Raw genomic sequence first — 18,826 nt, forward strand, 5'->3', positions numbered from 1 at the left:
CTGTGTCCGAGGACGAGAAGACTCCGGCCCGCCAGATCATCACCGACTACGCGCAAGAGCACTTCCGGTACTTCCGCACCATCGACGGCACCGTCTACGCCCAGCGCAACGGCCACCCCGTCGCCCGGCCCATCCGCTCCCAGGGCACCACCGGCAGCCACCGCCAGGAACTCATGGTCGGCCTCTACAAGGACGGGGTCGGCGTGTTCAACGGCACGGCACTCAAGGAGGCGTTGGACTTGATCGAAGCACTCGCGCTGACCGAGGACGTACAGCCCACCCACATCCGCGTCGCGCCCGGATTCGACAGCGCGACCTGGCTCGACCTGGGCCGCACCGACGGCAAGTCCGTCCGTATCCACCCCACCGGCTGGGACATCCTCACCCCCGACCTGCAGGAAGTCTGCTGGCGGCGCACCCAGCTCACCGGGGAACTCCCCCTGCCGGCCAAGGACACCAACGGCAAGGGAATCGACCTCCTGCTCCGGTTGTGCAACTTCGCCGGCGCCGAGACCGAATGCCTGGCCATCGCCTGGCTGATCGGCTGCCTGGAACCCTCCGTGCCCGTCCCCGCCCCCTTCCTCACCGGTCCCCAGGGGGCCGGCAAGTCCACCGGCGGCCGGATGCTCGTGCGGATCATCGAGGGCATGAGCGGTGACCTGCGCCGGGCCCCGAAGGACGAGGAGAACATGATCACGGCCGTGGCTGCCGGATGGGTCACCGCCCTGGACAACCTCTCCCACCTGCCCCCGGACCTGTCCGACCTCATGTGCTGCATCGTCACCGGGGCCGAGAGCATCAAGCGCGCGCTGTTCACCGACGGGGACGTCGTCCGCTCGCGCTACCGGCGCCCCATGCTGCTGACCGGTATCGACGTCGGCATCATCCGCCCCGACCTCGCCGAACGCCTCCTGCCGTTGCGTCTCGTGCGGCCCCGGGTGCGGCGGACCGAGGCAGAGCTGTGGGCGGAGTACGCGGAGATCCTCCCCGTCGTTCTCGGCTCACTGCTGGACCTGACCGTGAAGGTGCGGGCCGCTCAGGCGGACACCCCCACCGACCTGCGCATGGCCGACTTCGCCCACCTGTGCGCACAACTCGACGCGGCCACCGGCTTCAACTCGCTGGCCGCGTACCGGGCCAGCCTCGACGACCTCAACGACGACGTCATCGAAGGAGACCTGCTCGCGCAGACGGTCTTGAAGCACGCGGCCGGCCTCGCTGAGGGAGCGGACGTCCGTATGACGTCCTCGGAGTGGCTGCACTGCCTCACCACCCTCTACAGCGGCGAGGACTGCCGTCCCCTGCCCAAGGGCTGGCCCACCACCGGCAAGGTCCTCTCCGACCGCCTCAAGCGGCTCCAACCCACCCTGGCCGCACGCGGCGTGCTCATCGACTGGGGACGCACCAGCGCCGCCCGCTACATCGAGATGACCAGCGCCGCCGCCCTCGCCCTCAACCAGCAGGAAACGGCGTTCTGACCGAACCGGCCGGACAAGCAAGAGGAGCACCCCGCGCGGCGACTGGTGCTCCTCTTGTTGTTCCGGCGACGTGCCGCTGCGCGGCTCCGCATTCACGTTCTGAGCCGCGCACCACCACAGACACCACCCCCCCTCTTTTTCCTAAGAGAAGAGCCCCTGCGTCACCCACGTCACCAGCAAACCGAAACCTGTCACTGACCAGCGGTGACGAGCGTGACGCAGACGGCCCCATCCAGCGTCACCGCCCGTCATCCGCGTCACACGTGACAAAACCCCACCCCGCTCTATGACACGCCCTCAACTACCCGCGTCACCGCATCACCACAGGTCAGAACCACAAATGACGGGCGTGACGCGATGACGCAGAAATCCGAACCTCGGACAGACGCACGCTCCGGGCCCGCCCGCCCGCGACTCACCGCAGGACACCTCACCCCACCCCGCCACGGACATGAGGAGTCACCAGCCATGGCCACCGAAGAGCCGACCGACCTGCTTAGAGCCCTGATCGCTCTCCTGCGCGGCGGCCTCCCGGACCGCTACCTCACCCCAGAGGACCTGGTCACCATGTTCAGCCTCCCGAGCGTCGAAACCGTCTACCAGTGGCGCCGCAAGCGCATCGGCCCGCCCGGCTTCCGCGTCGGCCGCTACCTCCGCTTCAACCCCACCGCCGTCAGGGCGTGGGAGGCCGAACGCACCGCCCTCGACGACGCGGCCTGAGCTTGCCCGCGCACCGCGCCAACCAACACCCCGGGGAGGGCCACGCCGTGGCCCTCCCCGTCCCATGCCCAGAAGGGACCGCGCCCCACATGGCAGGCAGCATCCAAGACCGCTGGTTCAAGACCGAGACCAACTCCGCAGGCAAGAGCAGCAAGGTCAAGACAGCCCGGTACGGAGCCGGCATGCGCTACCGGGCCCGCTACTTCGCACCCGACGGCAAGCGCAAGAGCAAGTCATTCGCCGACGGACAGAAGCGCCTCGCCGAGCAGTGGCTAGCCAAGATGGCGGCGGACGTGGCTCGCGGCGACTACATCGACCCGAACGCGTCCCGGACGTCCTTTCAGGAGTTCGCGGAAGGGTGGTTGGCGAGCCAGAGCGGCGACCCGAACACCCGAGCGTCGATGCAATCTCAGCTCAGCCTGCACGCCTTTCCGCGCATCGGGTCACGCGCGCTGGGATCGTTCCAGCCGAGCCACATCCGCGAGTTCGTGACACAGCTCGAAGCGTCTGGCATGTCCGGCGCGTACGCCCGCGTGATCTTCTCCAACGTCCGCGCGGTCCTTTCCGCCGCTGTAGAGGACGGCTACCTACGCCGGAACCCCTGCAACTCGCGCACGGTGACGCTCCCCGAGATGGGCACTCGCCGTGTCGTCCCCTGGCAGCCTGACCGCGTTTTCGCCGTACGTGACTCCATGGTCGAGCGCTTCCGGACCATGGTCGACATGGGCGCCGGCTGCGGACTGCGACAGGGTGAGATTCTCGGCTTGTGCGTCGATGAGCTGGACTTCGACAGCGGCACCCTGCACGTGGTGCAGCAACTCAAGCTGAGCCTGAGTAAGCCAGTGTTCGCGCCTCCCAAGGGCGGCAAGCTCCGGGACGTACCTCTGCCCGAGCCCGTAGCTGAGGCACTGAAAGCGCACATGAAGCGCTTCCCACCGGTCGAGGTCACCTTGCCGTGGATGCGTGCGAGCGGTCAGCCCGTGACCAAGCGGCTCATCTTCAGTGGGCCGCGCGGCGGGCACGTCTGGCGTACGTCACTGAATGAAGACCACTGGAAGCCCGCCCTCGCGAAGGCGGGCGTCATTCCCAAGGCCAAGAGCCGCGAGCACGAGGCCGCTCGCGAACACGGCATGCACGCCCTCCGGCACTTCTACGCGTCCGTTCTCCTGGACGCCGGCGAGAGCATCAAGGCCGTCAGCGAGTACCTCGGACACTCCGACCCGGGGCTGACGCTGAAGGTGTACGCGCACCTCATGCCGAGCAGCCGGGACCGGGCCCGGAACGCCATCGGTCGCGCGCTTCGGCCGGACGGTCCGGAGCACTGAGGGCCCACAGTGGGCCCAGGCCATGAAAACGCCCCTGACTTGCGCCGTGTGCGCAGGTCAGGGGCATGATCACAAACCCTACTTCTTCTTGCCCTGGTTCTTGACCGCCTCGATGGCCGCCGCAGCCGCGTCCGGGTCCAGGTACTTGCCGCCCGGTGTCACCGGCTTGAAGGACGCGTCGAGTTCGTAGTACAGGGGGATGCCCGTCGGGATGTTCAGGCCCGCGATGTCGGCGTCGGAGATGCCGTCCAGGTGCTTGACCAGGGCGCGGAGGCTGTTGCCGTGGGCCGCTACCAGGACCGTGCGGCCGGCCAGGAGGTCCGGGACGATGCCGTCGTACCAGTACGGGAGCATGCGGACGACGACGTCCTTCAGGCACTCCGTGCGGGGACGGAGCTCCGGCGGGATCGTGGCGTAACGGGGGTCGTCCGACTGGGAGAACTCCGTGCCGTCCTCGAGCGGGGGCGGCGGGGTGTCGTAGGAGCGGCGCCAGAGCATGAACTGCTCCTCGCCGAACTCCGCGAGGGTCTGGGCCTTGTCCTTGCCCTGGAGGGCGCCGTAGTGGCGTTCGTTCAGGCGCCAGGAGCGGTGGACCGGGATCCAGTGGCGGTCCGCGGACTCCAGCGCGAGCTGGGCGGTGCGGATCGCACGCTTCTGGAGGGACGTGTGGACCACGTCGGGCAGGAGGTCGGCGTCCTTCAGGAGTTCGCCGCCGCGGACTGCCTCCTTCTCGCCCTTCTCGTTGAGGTTGACGTCCACCCAGCCGGTGAACAGGTTCTTCGCGTTCCATTCGCTCTCGCCGTGGCGGAGGAGGATCAGCTTGTACGGTGCGTCGGCCATGCGTATGAGCGTAATCCACGCCCCCGGTCCGGGCGGAGGCCGCTCGACAGACGGACGGTTGACGGGATCTGTTAATTGAGTGGCCCCCTGTCACCTCGGTTTCGTAAGTTGTGCTCGCCATCTGAGCCACTTACATAGGCATCCGAGACACCGTGGGGGATCCGCCATGCCACTCGCCACCCTGAGACGTGCCACCCGCGAGACCGTCTCCGGGCTCCCCCGCACGTTCTGGTGGCTGTGGACCAGCACCCTCGTCAACCGCCTGGGTGCCTTCGTCGCCACCTTCATGGCCCTCTATCTCACCCTCGACCGCGGCTACTCCGCCTCCTACGCCGGTCTCGTCGCCTCGCTGCACGGGCTGGGCGGGGTCGTCTCGTCGATCGGGGCCGGGGTCATGACCGACAGGCTCGGGCGGCGGCCCACCCTCCTCGTCGCGCAGTCCGCCACCGCCGCCTCCGTCGCGCTGCTCGGGTTCATGCACCACCCCGTCGCCATCGCCGCCGTCGCGTTCCTCGTCGGCATGGCCTCCAACGCCTCCCGGCCGGCCGTGCAGGCGATGATGGCCGACATCGTGCGGCCCGAGGACCGGGTCCGGGCCTTCTCGCTCAACTACTGGGCCATCAACCTCGGTTTCGCCATCTCCTCCATGGGCGCCGGGTTCATCGCCGAGTACAGCTATCTCGCGGGCTTCCTGATCGAGGCCGGGATGACCGCCGTCTGCGCGGTCGTCGTCTTCCTCAAGCTCCCCGAGTCCCGGCCCGGGGCGGAGAAGACCACGGCCACGACCGACGACGTCCGCCTCGGCACGGTCCTGCGCGACGGGCGGTTCATGAGTGTCGTCGGGCTGTCCTTCCTGGTCGCCGTGATCTTCCAGCAGGGTTCGATCGGGCTGCCCGTCGCGATGGGCGAGGCCGGGTTCACGCCCGCCGACTACGGACTGGCCATCGCCCTCAACGGCGTCCTGATCGTCGCGCTGCAGATCCCGGTGACCCGTTTCATCCAGGACCGGGATCCCCAGCGGCTCCTCGTCGTCTCGTCCCTGCTCGCGGGATACGGCTTCGGACTCACCGCCTTCGCCGGGTCCGTGGGCCTCTTCGCCCTCACCGTGTGCGTGTGGACCCTGGGCGAGATGATCAACGCGCCCACCCAGACCGGGCTCGTCGTCCGCCTCTCCCCCGCCCACGGCCGCGGCCGCTACCAGGGCATGTACACCCTGTCCTGGTCCGTCGCCGCCCTCGTGGCCCCCCTGATGTCCGGTTTCGTCATCGACCGGTTCGGGGCGGAGTGGCTGTGGGGGCTGTGCGCGGTCGTCGGCACGGTGGCGGCGGTGGGGTACGCGGCACTGATGCGGCGCCTGTCCGGGGAAACGGCCGCCGAGGTCGCCGTAACCGAGAGGTCCGCCGCCACCACCACCGAGGGCAGCCCGGCGTGACGGCTGGGCCGGCGTGGTGATCGGCCGGTCTGAGCGCTGGGCCGACCTGGTCTGGCGGCTGGTCCGGGCTGGTCTGGCGGCTTGTCCTGCCTGGCCTGATCGGTGATCGGTGATCGGGCCAGCCTGAGCCTCGCAGCACGACCCACCCAGCCCGATGACCGGCCCCGCATCACGACCCACCCCACCCAGCCCGATGACCGGGCCCGATCCGTCAGGGATGCATCCGCGCACCCTTGAGCACCTTGTCCACCGCGTTGCGCGGGCCGTAGACCGCGAGCCCCACCAGGTCCAGTTCCCGCGTCGACACCGCCCGTACCGCCGCGCGGTTGTCCCTGTCGTTGCCCGTCGCGAAGAGGTCGCTCGTGAAGAGCGCGCGCGGGAGCGAGCGGGACAGCACGCGCGCGTGGGCCGCCGTCAGCGTCTCCTTCGTGCCCTCGAAGACCAGCACGGGCTGCCGGAACATCGGCAGGTAGGGCACCCCGTCCGCGTCCTCGTACGGTTCGCCGAGCACCTCGGGGGCCTGGGCGCTCAGGCCGCTGACGAGGAACGCGGTGACGTTAAGGCGCTGCCAGGTCTCCAGGTCCTCGCGCAGCAGGACGGCGATCTTGGTGTCGAAGCGGATGGGTTCAGTACTCATGGAATGAGACTGCCGGGCGTCGTACGGCCTCGTCTTGTACGTTCTTTGCATGGCCACCCGGGAGAACGTCACCGCGTGGCGTCCCACCGTCCCGGGCGTCACCGAGGTCTTCCACGCCCACTTCACCGAGTACGCCTATCCGATGCATGTGCACGAGGCGTGGACGCTGCTCATCGTGGACGACGGGGCCGTACGGTACGACCTCGACCGGCATGAGCACGGCACGCCGGACGACACCGTGTCGCTGCTGCCTCCGCACGTCCCGCACAACGGCTCGCCCGCCACTCCCGACGGCTTCCGCAAGCGGGTCCTCTACCTCGACCGCACCCACCTCGGCGACGATCTCATCGGGCCCGCCGTGGACGGTCCCGACCTGCGGGACCCCGTACTGCGGCAGCGCGTGGGCCAGTTGCACACGGCGCTGACCAGGCCCGGTGAGGAGTTCGAGGCGGAGAGCAGGCTGACGCTCATCGGCGACCGGCTCAGGACCCTGCTACGGCCGTCGCGGTACGAGGGGCCCGCGCGCCGCGACCCCGCTCTCGCCCGCCGGCTGCGCGAGCTCCTCGACGAGCGGATCGTGGAGGGGCTGTCGCTGGAGGCGGCGGCTGGGGTCGTACAGGCCCACCCGGCGCATCTCGTACGGGCGTTCAGCGCGGCCTACGGCATCGCGCCGCACCAATACCTCAACTCCCGCCGTGTCGACCGGGCCCGGCGCCTGCTGCTCGCGGGGCGCGCTCCCGCCGAGGTCGCCGCGCTCACCGGTTTCCACGACCAGGCGCATCTCACTCGGCACTTCAAGCGGCTGGTGGGGGTGACGCCGGGGCGTTACGGGGTGAGCGCGAGGAGATCGTCGGAAGGCGTCCGTCCGGTGATCGGCGCGGGTTAGCGTCGCCGGCATGGATGACAGACAGAACTCCTTACCGTTCAGACGTCTCTCCGTGGCCGTCGCCGGCGCGGCCGCCCTGGTCGCCCTCAGCGTGGGCGGCGCCATCGCCGCGAGCTCGGACGACGAGCCCTCGCCCGAGCCGAGCGTTTCCACCAGCCTTCCGCCGGACGGGAGTTCCGGTGGCAGCGTGGGGGTGAGCGGGGGCGGTTCCTCGGATGGCGGCACCTCGGATGGCGGCACCTCCGGCGGCAGCGAGCCGAGCCCGAGCCCCACGTCCCCCGACGACCCCACCGACGAACCCACCGAGGGGCCGAGCGGCGAACCCACCGCTCCGAGCGAGTTGGAGCAGCTGAACCGCCGTATCGCCGAACTCGACCGGAAGATCGACCAGTTGCCCACCAAGAAGGAACTCGCCGACGCACTGCGGGCCTTCGCCGACGAGCTGGACCAGCCGGCCCCGCCCGAGGGCCCCGGCGAGAGCCATGAGCCGACCAGCGAGCCGCAGCCGTCCGACTCCCTTCCACCCGACCGGTCGTAGACGGCCGGGGAGCCCGAGTCAGTCCTGCGAGCGCTGGGTCAGATGCGCGAACGCGTCCAGGTTGCGTGTCGACTCGCCCCGGGCCACCCGCCACTCGTACTCCTTGCGGATGGCGGTGGCGAAACCCAGCTCCAGCAGGGTGTTGAAGCTGCCGTCGGCCGCCTCCAGGACCTGGCCGAGGAGGCGGTCGACCTCGTCGGCGGTGACCGCGGCGAGGGGGAGCTTGCCGGCGACGTAGATGTCACCGAGGCGGTCGACGGCGTAACCGACGCCGTACAGCTTGAGGTTGCGCTCCAGGAGCCAGCGGTGGACGCCGGGTTCGTTCTCGTCGGGGTGGCGGATGACGAAGGCGTTCAGGGAGAGGGAGTGGCGGCCGACGAGGAGCGAGACGGTCGTCTTCAGCTTTCGGGTGCCGGGGAGCTGGACGACGTAGTTGCCGGGTTCGGGGCTCTCCCACTCGACCTCGGTGTCCTTGAGGACGCCCTCGATGACCTGCGCTGCCTTCTCTGCCTCAGCCATGGAGGGAGCGTACGTGACGCCGGTACGACTGCGCCGCGGCCACGTACACGTCCGCCGTCGCCGCGGCCGCGGTGTCCCAGCCGAAGGACTGGGCGTGCCGGGCGGCCGCCTCGCCCATGCGGGGCGTGAGCGTCGGGTCGTCGGCGAAGTCGCGCAGCACGCGCGCGTAGGCGGCCGGATCGTGGCCGCGTACGAGGAACCCGGTCCGTTCGTCGGCCACGGCCACCGGCAGCCCGCCGACCGCCGCCGCGAGCACCGGGGTGCCTGCCGCCTGGGCCTCTATGGCGACCAGGCCGAAGGACTCGCTGTAGGAGGGCATGACCAGCACGGAGGCGGCCCGGAACCAGTCGGCGAGCTGTTCCTGGCCGACGGGCGGGTGGAACCGTACGACATCGGCGATGCCGAGGCGGGAGGCCAGTTTCTGCAGGCCCTCGGGTTTGGCGAGGCCGCTGCCGCTGAGGCCGCCGACGACCGGGACGAGGATGCGGGAGCGCAGGTCGGGGCGCTGTTCGAGCAGGACCGCCACGGCTCGCAGGAGGACGTCCGGAGCCTTCAGGGGCTGGATGCGTCCCGCGAAGAGGGGGATCAGGGCGTCCTGGGGCAGACCGAGACGGGCGCGGGCCGCTGCTCGGCCGTCCGCCGGGCGGAAGCGGTCGAGGTTCACGCCGGGGTGGACGACGGCGACCTTGGCGGGGTCGGCGGCGTAGTGGTGCACGAGTTCCTCGCGCTCCTCGGCGGTGTTGGCGATCAGGCGGTCGGCGGCGGCGACGATCTGGGTCTCGCCGATGACGCGGGCGGCGGGTTCGGGGGTGTCGCCGTCGGCGAGGTTGGCGTTCTTGACCTTGGCCATGGTGTGCATGGCGTGCACGAGCGGGGTGCCCCAGCGCTGGGCGGCGAGCCAGCCGACGTGGCCGGAGAGCCAGTAGTGCGAGTGGACCAGGTCGTAGTAGCCGGGACGGTGACCGGCCCACGCCTGCATCACACCGTGCGTGAAGGCGCACAGCTGGGCGGGGAGGTCCTCCTTGTTGAGGCCCTCGTAGGGGCCCGCGTCGATGTGGCGGACCAGGACGCCGGGGGCCATCTCGACGGTCGGGGGGAGGCCGCCGGTCGTGGCGCGCGTGAAGATCTCGACCTCGATGTTGATCGCGGCGAGGCGCTGGGCGAGCTCGACGATGTATACGTTCATGCCGCCCGCGTCGCCCGTGCCGGGCTGGTGGAGCGGGGAGGTGTGCACGGAGAGCATGGCGACGCGGCGGGGGCGGCGGTGCAGGCGCAACCGGTGGGGTGCGGCCTGGGAGCGACGCTGGAGCCTGCTGACGTACTGGCTCACGTGGCGTTCCTCCTTGCAGCGGGCATGCCGGACGGAGGGCGTGGGGCACCCTCCACCGGAGGCAACACCGGAGGGGCGCATTCCCATTCCGGGTGGGGTGGTTTTTGCCGAGGCATTACCGGGGGTCGCTCAACCGTTCGACGGTGGGGCGCGTCGTGAGATGTCTGGAGGTGGTCTGGAGGTGGTTCGGGCGCCTGGGGGTGGTGGGCGCGGGGGTTTCGTGGGACCGGTTCCGGAGGTCAGGCCGACCAGTGGGCCGGACGTGGACGCGGTACCTCCTCGGCGCCGGATCTCGGCGCCAGACCTTGCCGCCGGACCTCGCGGCCGGACCTTGGCCCCGTGGTCGCCGCATACCCTCATAGGCATGACATCCCGCGCCGCCTCCCGCCCTGTGGGCACGGTCACGCGCGGGACGACCAACCCCAACCGGCTGCGCCGCATGGACCGCTGGATCGCGGCCGCACACGGCGCCGAACTGCGCCGCGCCGCCGATCCGGTCGCCGTCGACCTCGGATACGGGGCCGCGCCCTGGACCGCCGTCGAGTTGCTCGCCCGGCTCCGCGAGAACGCTCCACGCACACGCGTGGTCGGCATTGAGATCGAACCGGCCCGGGTGGCGGCGGCGAAGCCGTACGAGCGGGAGGGGCTCGTCTTCCGGCACGGGGGGTTCGAGATCCCGCTTCCCCAACGGCCGCTGCTCATCCGGGCGGCCAATGTGCTGCGCCAGTACGACGAGGCCGAGGTGGCCGCCGTGTGGGAGCGGCTGTGCGCCCGGCTGGCTCCGGCCGACCCGGCGCGGGGGTCGCGCGGCGGGCTGCTCGTCGAGGGGACCTGCGACGAGATCGGCCGCCGGCACGCATGGGTCGCGCTCGGTCCGGAGGGGCCGCGGACAGTCACCTTCGCGACTCGGCTGGGCGCACTGGAGCGGCCCTCCGACCTCGCCGAGCGCCTGCCGAAATCGCTGATCCACCGCAACGTCCCGGGCGAGCCGGTGCACCTCTTCCTGCGCGACTTCGACCGCGCGTGGGCAGCGGCCGCGCCCTACGCGTCGTACGGCGCCCGGCAGCGGTGGATCCGCACAGTGCGGGCCCTGACGACCGACTGGCCGGTGACGGACGGGCCTTCACGGTGGCGGCAGGGGGAAGTGACGGTGGAGTGGGGGGCGTTGGCGCCGCGGGGAGTAGCGGTCGCTTGAACTGCGGGGCGCGGAGGGGGCTGACGGCCGCGTGAACACCGGTGCGCCGCCGGGGCCGGCGGTCGCGCGAACACCGGCGTACCCGGCAGAGGGGCCGCCCCATCAACACCGGCCCGTCGCACAGGGTGTCGCTCGCATCAGCACAAGCGCACCACTCGGAATGCCGCACGCCCGAACGCCGTAGCCCGCAGGGCGTCACTCACATCAACACAGGCGCACCACTCGGAATGCCGCACGCCCGAACGCCGCAGTCCCCGCAGGGCGCCACAGCGCCAACACCGGCGGGCCGCGCGGCGACCCCGCTCCGGGTGCCGATCTGACGGGAACGATCTGTGTGAGTCGTTCGTCACACAGGCGGGGAGATCGTCTTCGGGGGCCGGGGAGCGGGGGAGGCATCAGGAAGCGCCGGGGCGCGAAGGGGATGTGCCGGGAAGGCTCGCCTCTGTCGCTTTCGGCCATGACGTGGCACGATCCCCCGAGCACCGTAAGTTACTGACGGTAAATCAGCTTTGGGGGCAGGGGTATGGGGACGGGCAAGCGCGGTCTGATTGCTACGGCCGTGACCGTGATCGGCGCGGTAGCCGTGCTGGCAGCGCCGGGCACCGCCTTCGCCGCCCCGAGTCCGACACCCACCCCCACGGCCTCGCCCACCGCCCTGACCAACAAGGACATCGAAGCCGTACGCAAGCAGCTCGACGCGCTCTACCACGCCGCGGCCGTCGCCACCGACGCCTACAACGCCGCCGAGGAGAAGGCCGAGCAGCAGTCGGCGCAGATCGTCGCGCTGGCCCAGAAGATCGTCAAGGGCCAGGAGAAGCTCAAGAAGCTGAAGGCCCGCGCGGGCGCCGCGGCCGCCGCCCAGTACCGCACCAACGGCCTGCCGGACGGGGCCAAGCTGGTGTTGAGCGACGACCCGCAGGAGTTCCTGGACGGCACCGGCCGTGTCCTCCAGGGCCAGCGCGCCACCAAGGCGCTCATTGCGGAACTGACCCGCACCCAGCAGGACTTGAAGCAGTACGCCGACGACGCCTCAGCCCAGTGGACCAAGCTGGAGGCCAACCGCAAGGCGAAGGCGACGGCCAAGAAGAAGGTCGAGCAGCAGATCGCGGCGGCCGAGAAACTCGAGTCCCAGCTGGAGGAGAAGGAGAAGAAGCGTCTCGCCGAGCTGGAGGAACAGGCCGCCCACCAGGCGCAGACCGCCTGGCTGGACTCCGGCGTCCTCGACGCGATCGACGCCGGCGCGAGCGCGGCCGGGAAGGCCGCCGTCGCCTACGCGACGAATCAGATCGGGAAACCGTACGTATGGGGCGCCGAGGGCCCGGACTCGTACGACTGCTCCGGACTGACCTCACAGGCCTGGGCGAGCGCCGGCAAGCCCATTCCGCGTACCTCGCAGGAGCAGTGGAAGCAGCTCAAGCACATCGACATCAGGGACATGCGGCCCGGCGACCTGATCATCTACTTCGACGACGCCAGTCATGTGGCGATGTACCTCGGCGACGGCGCGATCGTGCACGCGCCGAGGCCCGGGCGGACGGTGACGATCGCCGGGGCGGGTTCGATGCCGATACTCGGAGTCGTGCGGCCGGACGCGTGAGCGTCGCCGAGCGAATCTGAGCCAGACCTGAGTGAGACCTGAGTCATGTGATGCGGGGCACGCCCGAAGGCTCCCCAAACCTGCCGCGAACGTGACGTTCGTCATCCCCGCGACACCCCACACCTGTCCAACTGCGGTGGATAACGCGGCATATGACAGTGGCTACCGGCCAAGCAGCGTGTCTCACGCCATTCCTTTCCCGGCCCGGCACCCGCTATGGTCCCCGTCGGTGGATCGAGACCCCTCGCTCCACCATGCCCTCGGGGGGAGGGAAGGAATCCGAGACCATGCCCGTACCCATACCGCGGCAGCGCGCGATCCCGGCCGCGGAAAGTGGTCAGGCGCCGGCCGTACCCCAGGACGTCCCCTCCAAGGAAGCCCCGCGCAAGGAAGTCACGGTCGACCACAACGCCGCCCCCCAACTGAGCCTGCTGGTGATCGAGGACGATCCCGGCGGGTCCACGGTCGTCCCCGAACTCCTGGACTCGGCCGGAAAGCCGATCCGCGTCCGCACCGCTCGCAACCTCACCGAGGCGGAGCGGCTGCTGACGGACGACGTGCACTGCATCCTGCTCGACCTCGCGCTGCCCGCGCCCGGTCCTTCCGCTGACGACGAGCTCGCCGTACTCCGTCACGTCCTGGAGCTCGCACCCCGGCACGCCGTCCTCGCGCTCACCGCGTCCGGCGACGCCGAGCGCGGTGCGGAGGCGGTGCGGGTGGGCGCCCAGGACTACCTCTTCCGGGACGAGCTGGACGGACGGCTGCTGAGCCGGGCGATCCGGTACGCGGTCGAACGGAAACGTTCCGACACGGCGGAGCGCAGGCTCGCCGAGGGACGGGTACGAGCACAGGAGAACCGGCGCCTGGAGCGCGGGCTGCTGCCCACACCGCTGCTGGAGGGCTCGTCGCTGCGGTTCGCCGCGCGGTACCGGCCGGGTCGGTCGCGTGCGCTGCTCGGCGGTGACTTCTACGACGTCGTACGGACTCCCGACGGAACCGTGCACGCGATGATCGGTGACGTCTGCGGGCATGGCCCCGACGAGGCGGCGCTCGGCGTGGAGCTGCGGATCGCCTGGCGTGCGCTGACCCTGGCGGGGCTGTGCGGGGACGAACTCCTCGGCACGCTGCAGGAGGTACTGGAGCACGAGCGCGCCGACGACGAGATCTTCGCGACCCTGTGCACCGTCGACATCGCGCCGGACGGACGGCGGGCGGGGCTGTGTCTCGCCGGGCATCCGTCACCGCTGGTGGCCCGGCCGGGGCGGCCCGCTCGGCTGCTGCCGTACGACAACAACGGGCCCGCGCTGGGACTGCTGCCGGGAGCCCGTTGGCCTCGGATGCAGGTGGAGCTGGGGGCCGAGTGGAGTCTGATGCTCTACACCGACGGGCTGATCGAAGGGCGCGTCGGGGAGGGCGGGGAGCGGCTGGGGCAGGACGGAATGGTCGCCATGATCCGTCGCCAGCTGTCCGAAGGGCTGCGGGGTGAGGCGTTGCTGCGGGCCGCGGTGAACGAGGTGCGGTCGCTCAACGGCGGCGAGCTGGCGGACGACGTGGCGGTACTGCTCCTCGACCGGGAGGCGTGACGGTCGAGCGGCCCGGGCGGCGCCGCTCGTGCCCACACCGCGGAACCGTACGTCGATACGGCCCCGCGCCCCTGCCCCTGAAGGGCGGGTTCTAGCGGCCCCCGTTGTACGGGCCGTAAGGGCCGTCGCTGCTCGAACCCCTGCCCCGGCCGCTGCGGCCGCCACCCGGGAGGGCTCGGATCGCCGGGCGTACGTCGACCATGTAGACGATCGTCGCGACGAGGCCGATGATCGGCAGGAACGACAGGATGTTGAAGATCAGGTTCACCACGAAGGCGAGCCCGAGGATGATCAGCCAGAAGGGCTTGGTCTTCTTGTCGGCCGCTCGGTAGGCGTCCTCACGGCGGATGGCGGCGTCGAACAGCGCGAAGCCGCTGAAAACGATCAGGGCCATGCTCAGCAGCCACATGAAGCCTGCGAACCCCTGCATCAGCACAACGTCCACCACCCGATTCGGCTCTTCAATTCGCGATTACGCGGTAACCGTACCCGTTCCCGCAAGGTCGCTACCCGCACAACGGGCCGGGCACTCGGTAAGTGCCCGGCCCTGAGTTCAGAAGCGTCCCGCGGTGCCTTACTTGGCGGGCGGGGTCTTCTTCGCCGTGGTGGTCTTGCGCGGCGTGGTCTTCTTGGCGGTGGAGGCGGTCGCCGTCTTCTTCGCCGGGGCCGCGGCGGCGGGCGTGACCGGCTTCGCGACCGGGGTCGCGGGCACCGGGTCCTTGACCTCGACCGGCTCGGCGTTCGGCTCGACGGCGATGGCCAGTTCCTCGATCTCCTCGGCCGCCTCGCCCCGCCAGGTCTTGACGGCCTGCTCGCCGTGCTCGGCGACCTTCTCGTAGGTCTCGCGGGCCTTTACGGCGTACTCGGCGGCGACGCCGACGCTGCGCAGGGCGAGGTCCTGGGCGGACTCACCGAGCTTCTTCAGGTCCGCGTCGATGGTGGTGCCGAGCTTCTTCAGGTCGCCGTCGAGGCTTGTGATGAACTCGCCGACCTTGGTCTGCAGGGTCTCCTGCGTCTCCTTGACCTTGGCTCCGGCCTCCTTGGCACGGGCCTGGGCCTTCTCCTGGACCGCCTTGGGGTCGGTGCCGCGCACGGCCTCGATGCGGGCCGGCGCGTCGGCGCGGAGCTGCTCCACCAGACCGGGCACCTTCTTGGCCTCCTGGAGGGCCAGGTCGCCGGCGCCGGCGAGGAAGTAGAGCGGGGTCGGGTCCTTGACGGCCTTGCGGATGTCGTCGGTGATGGCCATGGTGATGGTCCTCCCGGATCACTTGCTGATGAGGGTTTTGGGTCCCGCGGCACCTGTCGGCGTGTGCCGGGCCGTGCCGAGCCGTGTCGGGCTCAACTGGCCGTCTGCTGCGGGTCGGCGTCGCTGCCGTCGGTCTTGGGGGGCTTGCGGGTGGTGCGGGGTCTGCGGGTGGTGCGCGGCCGGCCGGCCTCCCGTATCGCGGTGCCGTCCGGCCGTATCGCGGTGCCGTCCGGTTCGCCGTCGTCGGGGACGTCGCCGTCCCGAAGGTCCCGCTGGGCGTCCGCCGTACCGCCGCCCATGCTGTCGCCCGGGCGGTCGCTCTGCCCGTCGCCCGGCGCGGGGGCCGCGCCCGGCGGGGCGATCTCGAAGCCGTTCTCCTTGCGGAAGGACTCGTAGATCTGGAGCAGCACCTGCTTCTGCCGCTCGTTGAGCGTGGGATCGGCGAGGATGACCGCACGTGTCTCCACGTCGTCCCGGTCGCGCTCGGCGTCGAGGATGCCGGCCCGCACGTACAGCGTCTCGGCGGAGATCCGCAGGGCCTTGGCGACCTGCTGCAACACCTCCGCGCTCGGCTTGCGCAGCCCGCGCTCGATCTGGCTCAGATACGGATTGGACACCCCGGCGGCATCGGCGAGCTGCCTGAGCGACAGCTGCGCGCTGCGCCGCTGCTCACGCAGATAGTCACCGAGATTGCCGACGTTGAGCGATGCCATGCGTCCACTGTGCCCCACCCGCGCTAACTATTGCAAGCAGCCGCTTGCAATAGTGCGCCGTGCCACTCGGACGGCGGAGTCGTCGATACCGGTGATACCGGTGATACCGGTGCTCGCGCGCTCGGCGGTCAGTGTCCTGTCTCTGTGATGTCCGGGCAGTCTCGGAGAACTCCGATCCCGGTCGGCATTGACAACCGCCCTCACACCCCTCCACCATCATTCCACTAATCAAGTAGTGGAATGATGGTGGTGATCGTGGAGTACCGCATCGACAGGCGGAGCGGGGTCCCCGCCTTCCAGCAGATCGTGCAGCAGACCAAGCAGGCCCTCCGGCTGGGTGTACTCGTGCCGGGTGACCGGCTGCCCACCGCCAAGGAGGTCGCCGCGACCAGCACGGTCAACCCGAACACCACCCTCAAGGCGTACCGCGAACTGGAGCGCGAGGGCCTGGTCGAACCGCGACCGGGCCAGGGCACCTTCGTACGCCGCACGCTGGGCCGCCCCGAGACGGGCACCGACTCGCCGCTGTACGTGGAGCTGGTGGCGTGGATGTCGAAGGCGGCCGGGGCCGGTCTGGAGCAGGAGGACGTGGCCGCGCTGGTCGCGTCGGCGATGGAGAAGCAGTACGCCGCCGGGAACGTGGCGGCAACGCGGTCCACGACAACGGGGTCCACGGGGGCCACGACAACTAGGAGCACAGGTGAGTGAAGGTACGTACGCGGGGGAACCGGCGATCGAGGCGTATGGGCTGGGGATGCGCTACCGGCGGGGCTGGGCGTTGCGGGACTGCTCGTTCCGGCTCCCGGCGGGACGGATCTGCGGCCTGGTGGGACCCAACGGGGCGGGCAAGACCACGCTGCTGAGCATCGCGGCCCATGTCCTGCAGCCGACGAACGGCTCGATCAGCCTGTTCGGTGAGGCTCCGGGCTCGGTGGAATCCGGTCGGCGCACAGCGTTCCTCGCCCAGGAGAAGCCCCTGTTCCGCCGCTTCACCGTGGCGGAGACCCTGCGTCTGGGCCGGGAGCTGAACCCCGGTTGGGACCAGCGCGCCGCCGAGGACATCATCCGCGCGGGCAACGTGCCCTTCGACGCGAAGATCAGCACCCTCTCCGGAGGCCAGCGCACCCGCGTCGCCATCGCCCTCGCCTTCGGAAAGCGCCCCGACCTGCTGATGCTCGACGAGCCGATGTCAGACCTCGACCCGGTCGTGCGCCACGAGATCATGGGCACCCTCCTCGCCGAGGCCGCCGAGCGCGGAACCACCGTGCTGATGTCCACCCACGTCCTGGCCGAACTGGAGAACGTGTGCGACTACCTCGTCGTCGTCTCCGGCGGCGGAGTGCGCCTCGCCGGTGACGTGGACGAGCTGATGTCCGTGCACACGCTGGTCACGGGCGCGAAGGAGGGTGACGGCATGCCTCCCGCCCTCACCCTCGGGCACCACACCCTCGTCGAGTCCCGGACCAGCGGACGGCAGTTCACCGCGCTCATCCGCCCCGAGGGCCCGGTCACCGGCCCCTGGGACATAAACGCCCCGAACATGGAAGAACTCCTGCTCGCCTATCTCCGCTCACCCGACGCACCACCGCTGATCACCCCCACCGCACAGGTCCATGGCCAGGGGTTCGGCACCGGGGCGGTGGCGGCATGAGCACCTTCACTCGCAGCTCGACCAGCACCTCGACCGGCTCCACGAGCGACGGCAAGAACGGGACCATGAACGGGACCATGAACGCGACCACCACGGAGGCCAACCGGCGCCCCCGACTCAGCGGTATGACCTGGCTGGTCTGGCGCCAGCACCGGGCCGCGTTCTGGACGATCCTCGCCGCCACCGCGCTCTCCGTGGCCTGGATCGTCTACCAGCGCGGCCAGTTGGTCGACTTCCTCGACGGCTACGGCTATCCCGGCAAGAGCCTCGACGAGGCGGGCAGCAAGTTCCAGCAGTACAACGACGCGTTCTCCTTCGTCTCCATGGGTCTCCAGGCGATACCCATCCTGCTCGGTGTCTTCCTCGGCGCCCCGCTCATCGCGGGCGACCTGGAGAACGGCACCGCCAAGCTGGTCGCCGCCCAGTCCACGAGTCGGACCCGCTGGCTCGCCACGAAGCTGGCGCTGGCCGGACTGGTGGTCGTGGTGAGCACGGCCGTGTTGTCGGCGGTGTTCGGCTGGTGGTGGAACCCCGTCAAGTCCGAGGTCGCGGTCATGGACTGGACCTCGGGCGCCGCGTTCAACACGACGGGCCCGATGCCTGTCGCCCTCACCCTCTTCTCCGTCTTCGGCGGGGTGGCGATCGGTGTGGTGCTGCGGCGCACGCTGACGGCCATGGTGGTCACCTTCGGTTTCACCGTCGTCCTCCAGCTCGCCTGGGGCTACTTCCTGCTGTCGCTCGGCAACGTCGTCACGGTCACGACGAACAAGGGCGTCACGGGCGAGAACGTGTCCCCGTCGCTCCCCCACGGCGCCTACGAAATCGACCAGTCGTATCTCACCGGCAGCGGGGATCTGGTGGGATGGGGCACCTGTTCGGGGTCGCAGACCGACGCGGCACGGCAGGCGTGCCTGGACAAGGCCGACGTCGTGGGCTGGTCGGTGGATTACCTCCCGATGTCGCAAATGAACGGTATGCAGTGGTTCGGGGCGTCGATTCTGTTCGCCCTGACCGCCGGTGTAGTGGCGTTCCTCTTCGTCGGGGGTCGTAAGCGGCTCGTCTGAGTCCGTACGCCCCGCGCCCCTTTGCGAAGGGCGCCTCTGTCCCCCCGAGGGGAGGAGGGGAGCTGAGCAGGA

19 protein-coding genes are annotated in these 18,826 nt (G+C 70.2%); 12 read left to right on the top strand and 7 right to left on the bottom strand.

The window, feature by feature from the left end:
- Window positions 1–2: 2 nt before the first annotated feature.
- The 3 genes from ABZT93_RS21075 to ABZT93_RS21085 all read left to right on the top strand — a co-directional run bounded on the left by ABZT93_RS21075 (window position 3) and on the right by ABZT93_RS21085 (window position 3,523).
- The gene (locus ABZT93_RS21075; protein ID WP_356106462.1) at window positions 3–1,478 is read left to right on the top strand and encodes an ATP-binding protein; all 1,476 of its coding nucleotides are present in this window, start codon (window positions 3–5) and stop codon (window positions 1,476–1,478) included.
- A gap of 468 nt (window positions 1,479–1,946) precedes the next feature.
- A complete protein-coding gene (locus ABZT93_RS21080) occupies window positions 1,947–2,198 on the top strand; it encodes a helix-turn-helix domain-containing protein (protein WP_356106464.1) in 252 nt (83 codons plus the stop codon).
- Between the two features lie 89 nt (window positions 2,199–2,287).
- Window positions 2,288–3,523 (top strand): tyrosine-type recombinase/integrase, encoded by a 1,236-nt coding sequence (locus ABZT93_RS21085; RefSeq protein WP_356106465.1) that lies wholly within the window; start codon window positions 2,288–2,290, stop codon window positions 3,521–3,523.
- Window positions 3,524–3,601: 78 nt separating this feature from the next.
- Here ABZT93_RS21085 and ABZT93_RS21090 read toward each other — a convergent pair whose 3' ends face one another.
- Window positions 3,602–4,363, bottom strand: a complete 762-nt coding sequence (locus ABZT93_RS21090; protein ID WP_356106467.1) for a phosphoglyceromutase — start codon at window positions 4,361–4,363, stop codon at window positions 3,602–3,604.
- Between the two features lie 166 nt (window positions 4,364–4,529).
- On the opposite strand from ABZT93_RS21090, the gene ABZT93_RS21095 reads away from it, so the two are divergent.
- A complete protein-coding gene (locus ABZT93_RS21095) occupies window positions 4,530–5,795 on the top strand; it encodes an MFS transporter (protein WP_356106469.1) in 1,266 nt (421 codons plus the stop codon).
- 211 nt (window positions 5,796–6,006) lie between these two features.
- On the opposite strand, the gene ABZT93_RS21100 is transcribed toward ABZT93_RS21095, so the two are convergent.
- On the bottom strand, window positions 6,007–6,432 hold the full coding sequence (locus ABZT93_RS21100; RefSeq protein ID WP_356106471.1) for a DUF2000 domain-containing protein: 426 nt from the start codon (window positions 6,430–6,432) through the stop codon (window positions 6,007–6,009).
- Between the two features lie 49 nt (window positions 6,433–6,481).
- On the opposite strand from ABZT93_RS21100, the gene ABZT93_RS21105 reads away from it, so the two are divergent.
- Window positions 6,482–7,318 carry an AraC family transcriptional regulator gene (locus tag ABZT93_RS21105; protein WP_356106473.1) on the top strand — a complete coding sequence of 279 codons (837 nt, stop codon included), beginning with the start codon at window positions 6,482–6,484 and terminating at the stop codon, window positions 7,316–7,318.
- Window positions 7,319–7,328: 10 nt separating this feature from the next.
- Entirely contained in the window at window positions 7,329–7,856 is a 528-nt protein-coding gene (locus tag ABZT93_RS21110; RefSeq protein WP_356106475.1) for a hypothetical protein, read from the top strand.
- Window positions 7,857–7,874: 18 nt separating this feature from the next.
- On the opposite strand, the gene ABZT93_RS21115 is transcribed toward ABZT93_RS21110, so the two are convergent.
- Both ABZT93_RS21115 and mshA read right to left on the bottom strand, forming a co-directional pair.
- The gene (locus ABZT93_RS21115; RefSeq protein ID WP_356106477.1) at window positions 7,875–8,375 is read right to left on the bottom strand and encodes a YbjN domain-containing protein; all 501 of its coding nucleotides are present in this window, start codon (window positions 8,373–8,375) and stop codon (window positions 7,875–7,877) included.
- Entirely contained in the window at window positions 8,368–9,705 is a 1,338-nt protein-coding gene (gene mshA / locus ABZT93_RS21120; protein WP_356106478.1) for a D-inositol-3-phosphate glycosyltransferase, read from the bottom strand. The genes ABZT93_RS21115 and mshA overlap by 8 nt, the downstream gene beginning before the upstream one ends.
- A 364-nt stretch (window positions 9,706–10,069) precedes the next feature.
- On the opposite strand from mshA, the gene ABZT93_RS21125 reads away from it, so the two are divergent.
- The 3 genes from ABZT93_RS21125 (at window position 10,070) to ABZT93_RS21135 (ending at window position 14,080) form a co-directional block, all read left to right on the top strand.
- A complete protein-coding gene (locus ABZT93_RS21125; protein WP_356106480.1) occupies window positions 10,070–10,900 on the top strand; it encodes a class I SAM-dependent methyltransferase in 831 nt (276 codons plus the stop codon).
- A 523-nt stretch (window positions 10,901–11,423) separates the two neighbouring features.
- On the top strand, window positions 11,424–12,497 hold the full coding sequence (locus ABZT93_RS21130) for an NlpC/P60 family protein (RefSeq protein ID WP_356106482.1): 1,074 nt from the start codon (window positions 11,424–11,426) through the stop codon (window positions 12,495–12,497).
- 287 nt (window positions 12,498–12,784) lie between these two features.
- Complete coding sequence (locus tag ABZT93_RS21135) at window positions 12,785–14,080, top strand: SpoIIE family protein phosphatase (RefSeq protein WP_356106483.1); 1,296 nt, start codon at window positions 12,785–12,787, stop codon at window positions 14,078–14,080.
- A 91-nt stretch (window positions 14,081–14,171) separates the two neighbouring features.
- On the opposite strand, the gene ABZT93_RS21140 is transcribed toward ABZT93_RS21135, so the two are convergent.
- The 3 genes from ABZT93_RS21140 to ABZT93_RS21150 all read right to left on the bottom strand — a co-directional run bounded on the left by ABZT93_RS21140 (window position 14,172) and on the right by ABZT93_RS21150 (window position 16,039).
- A complete protein-coding gene (locus tag ABZT93_RS21140; protein WP_082319565.1) occupies window positions 14,172–14,510 on the bottom strand; it encodes a DUF2516 family protein in 339 nt (112 codons plus the stop codon).
- A gap of 144 nt (window positions 14,511–14,654) precedes the next feature.
- A complete protein-coding gene (locus ABZT93_RS21145) occupies window positions 14,655–15,326 on the bottom strand; it encodes a hypothetical protein (protein ID WP_356106485.1) in 672 nt (223 codons plus the stop codon).
- 92 nt (window positions 15,327–15,418) lie between these two features.
- Complete coding sequence (locus ABZT93_RS21150) at window positions 15,419–16,039, bottom strand: helix-turn-helix transcriptional regulator (protein ID WP_356106486.1); 621 nt, start codon at window positions 16,037–16,039, stop codon at window positions 15,419–15,421.
- 240 nt (window positions 16,040–16,279) lie between these two features.
- Here ABZT93_RS21150 and ABZT93_RS21155 point away from each other — a divergent pair, with 240 nt between their 5' ends.
- The 3 genes from ABZT93_RS21155 to ABZT93_RS21165 are packed head-to-tail and all read left to right on the top strand — an operon-like array spanning window position 16,280 to window position 18,754.
- Complete coding sequence (locus ABZT93_RS21155) at window positions 16,280–16,747, top strand: GntR family transcriptional regulator (RefSeq protein WP_356106488.1); 468 nt, start codon at window positions 16,280–16,282, stop codon at window positions 16,745–16,747.
- Between the two features lie 46 nt (window positions 16,748–16,793).
- On the top strand, window positions 16,794–17,690 hold the full coding sequence (locus tag ABZT93_RS21160) for an ABC transporter ATP-binding protein (protein WP_356106625.1): 897 nt from the start codon (window positions 16,794–16,796) through the stop codon (window positions 17,688–17,690).
- Window positions 17,687–18,754, top strand: a complete 1,068-nt coding sequence (locus tag ABZT93_RS21165; protein WP_356106490.1) for an ABC transporter permease subunit — start codon at window positions 17,687–17,689, stop codon at window positions 18,752–18,754. The genes ABZT93_RS21160 and ABZT93_RS21165 overlap by 4 nt, the downstream gene beginning before the upstream one ends.
- Window positions 18,755–18,826: the final 72 nt, after the last annotated feature.

This window comes from Streptomyces sp. NPDC005303, assembly GCF_040607335.1.
Lineage (GTDB): Bacteria > Actinomycetota > Actinomycetes > Streptomycetales > Streptomycetaceae > Streptomyces.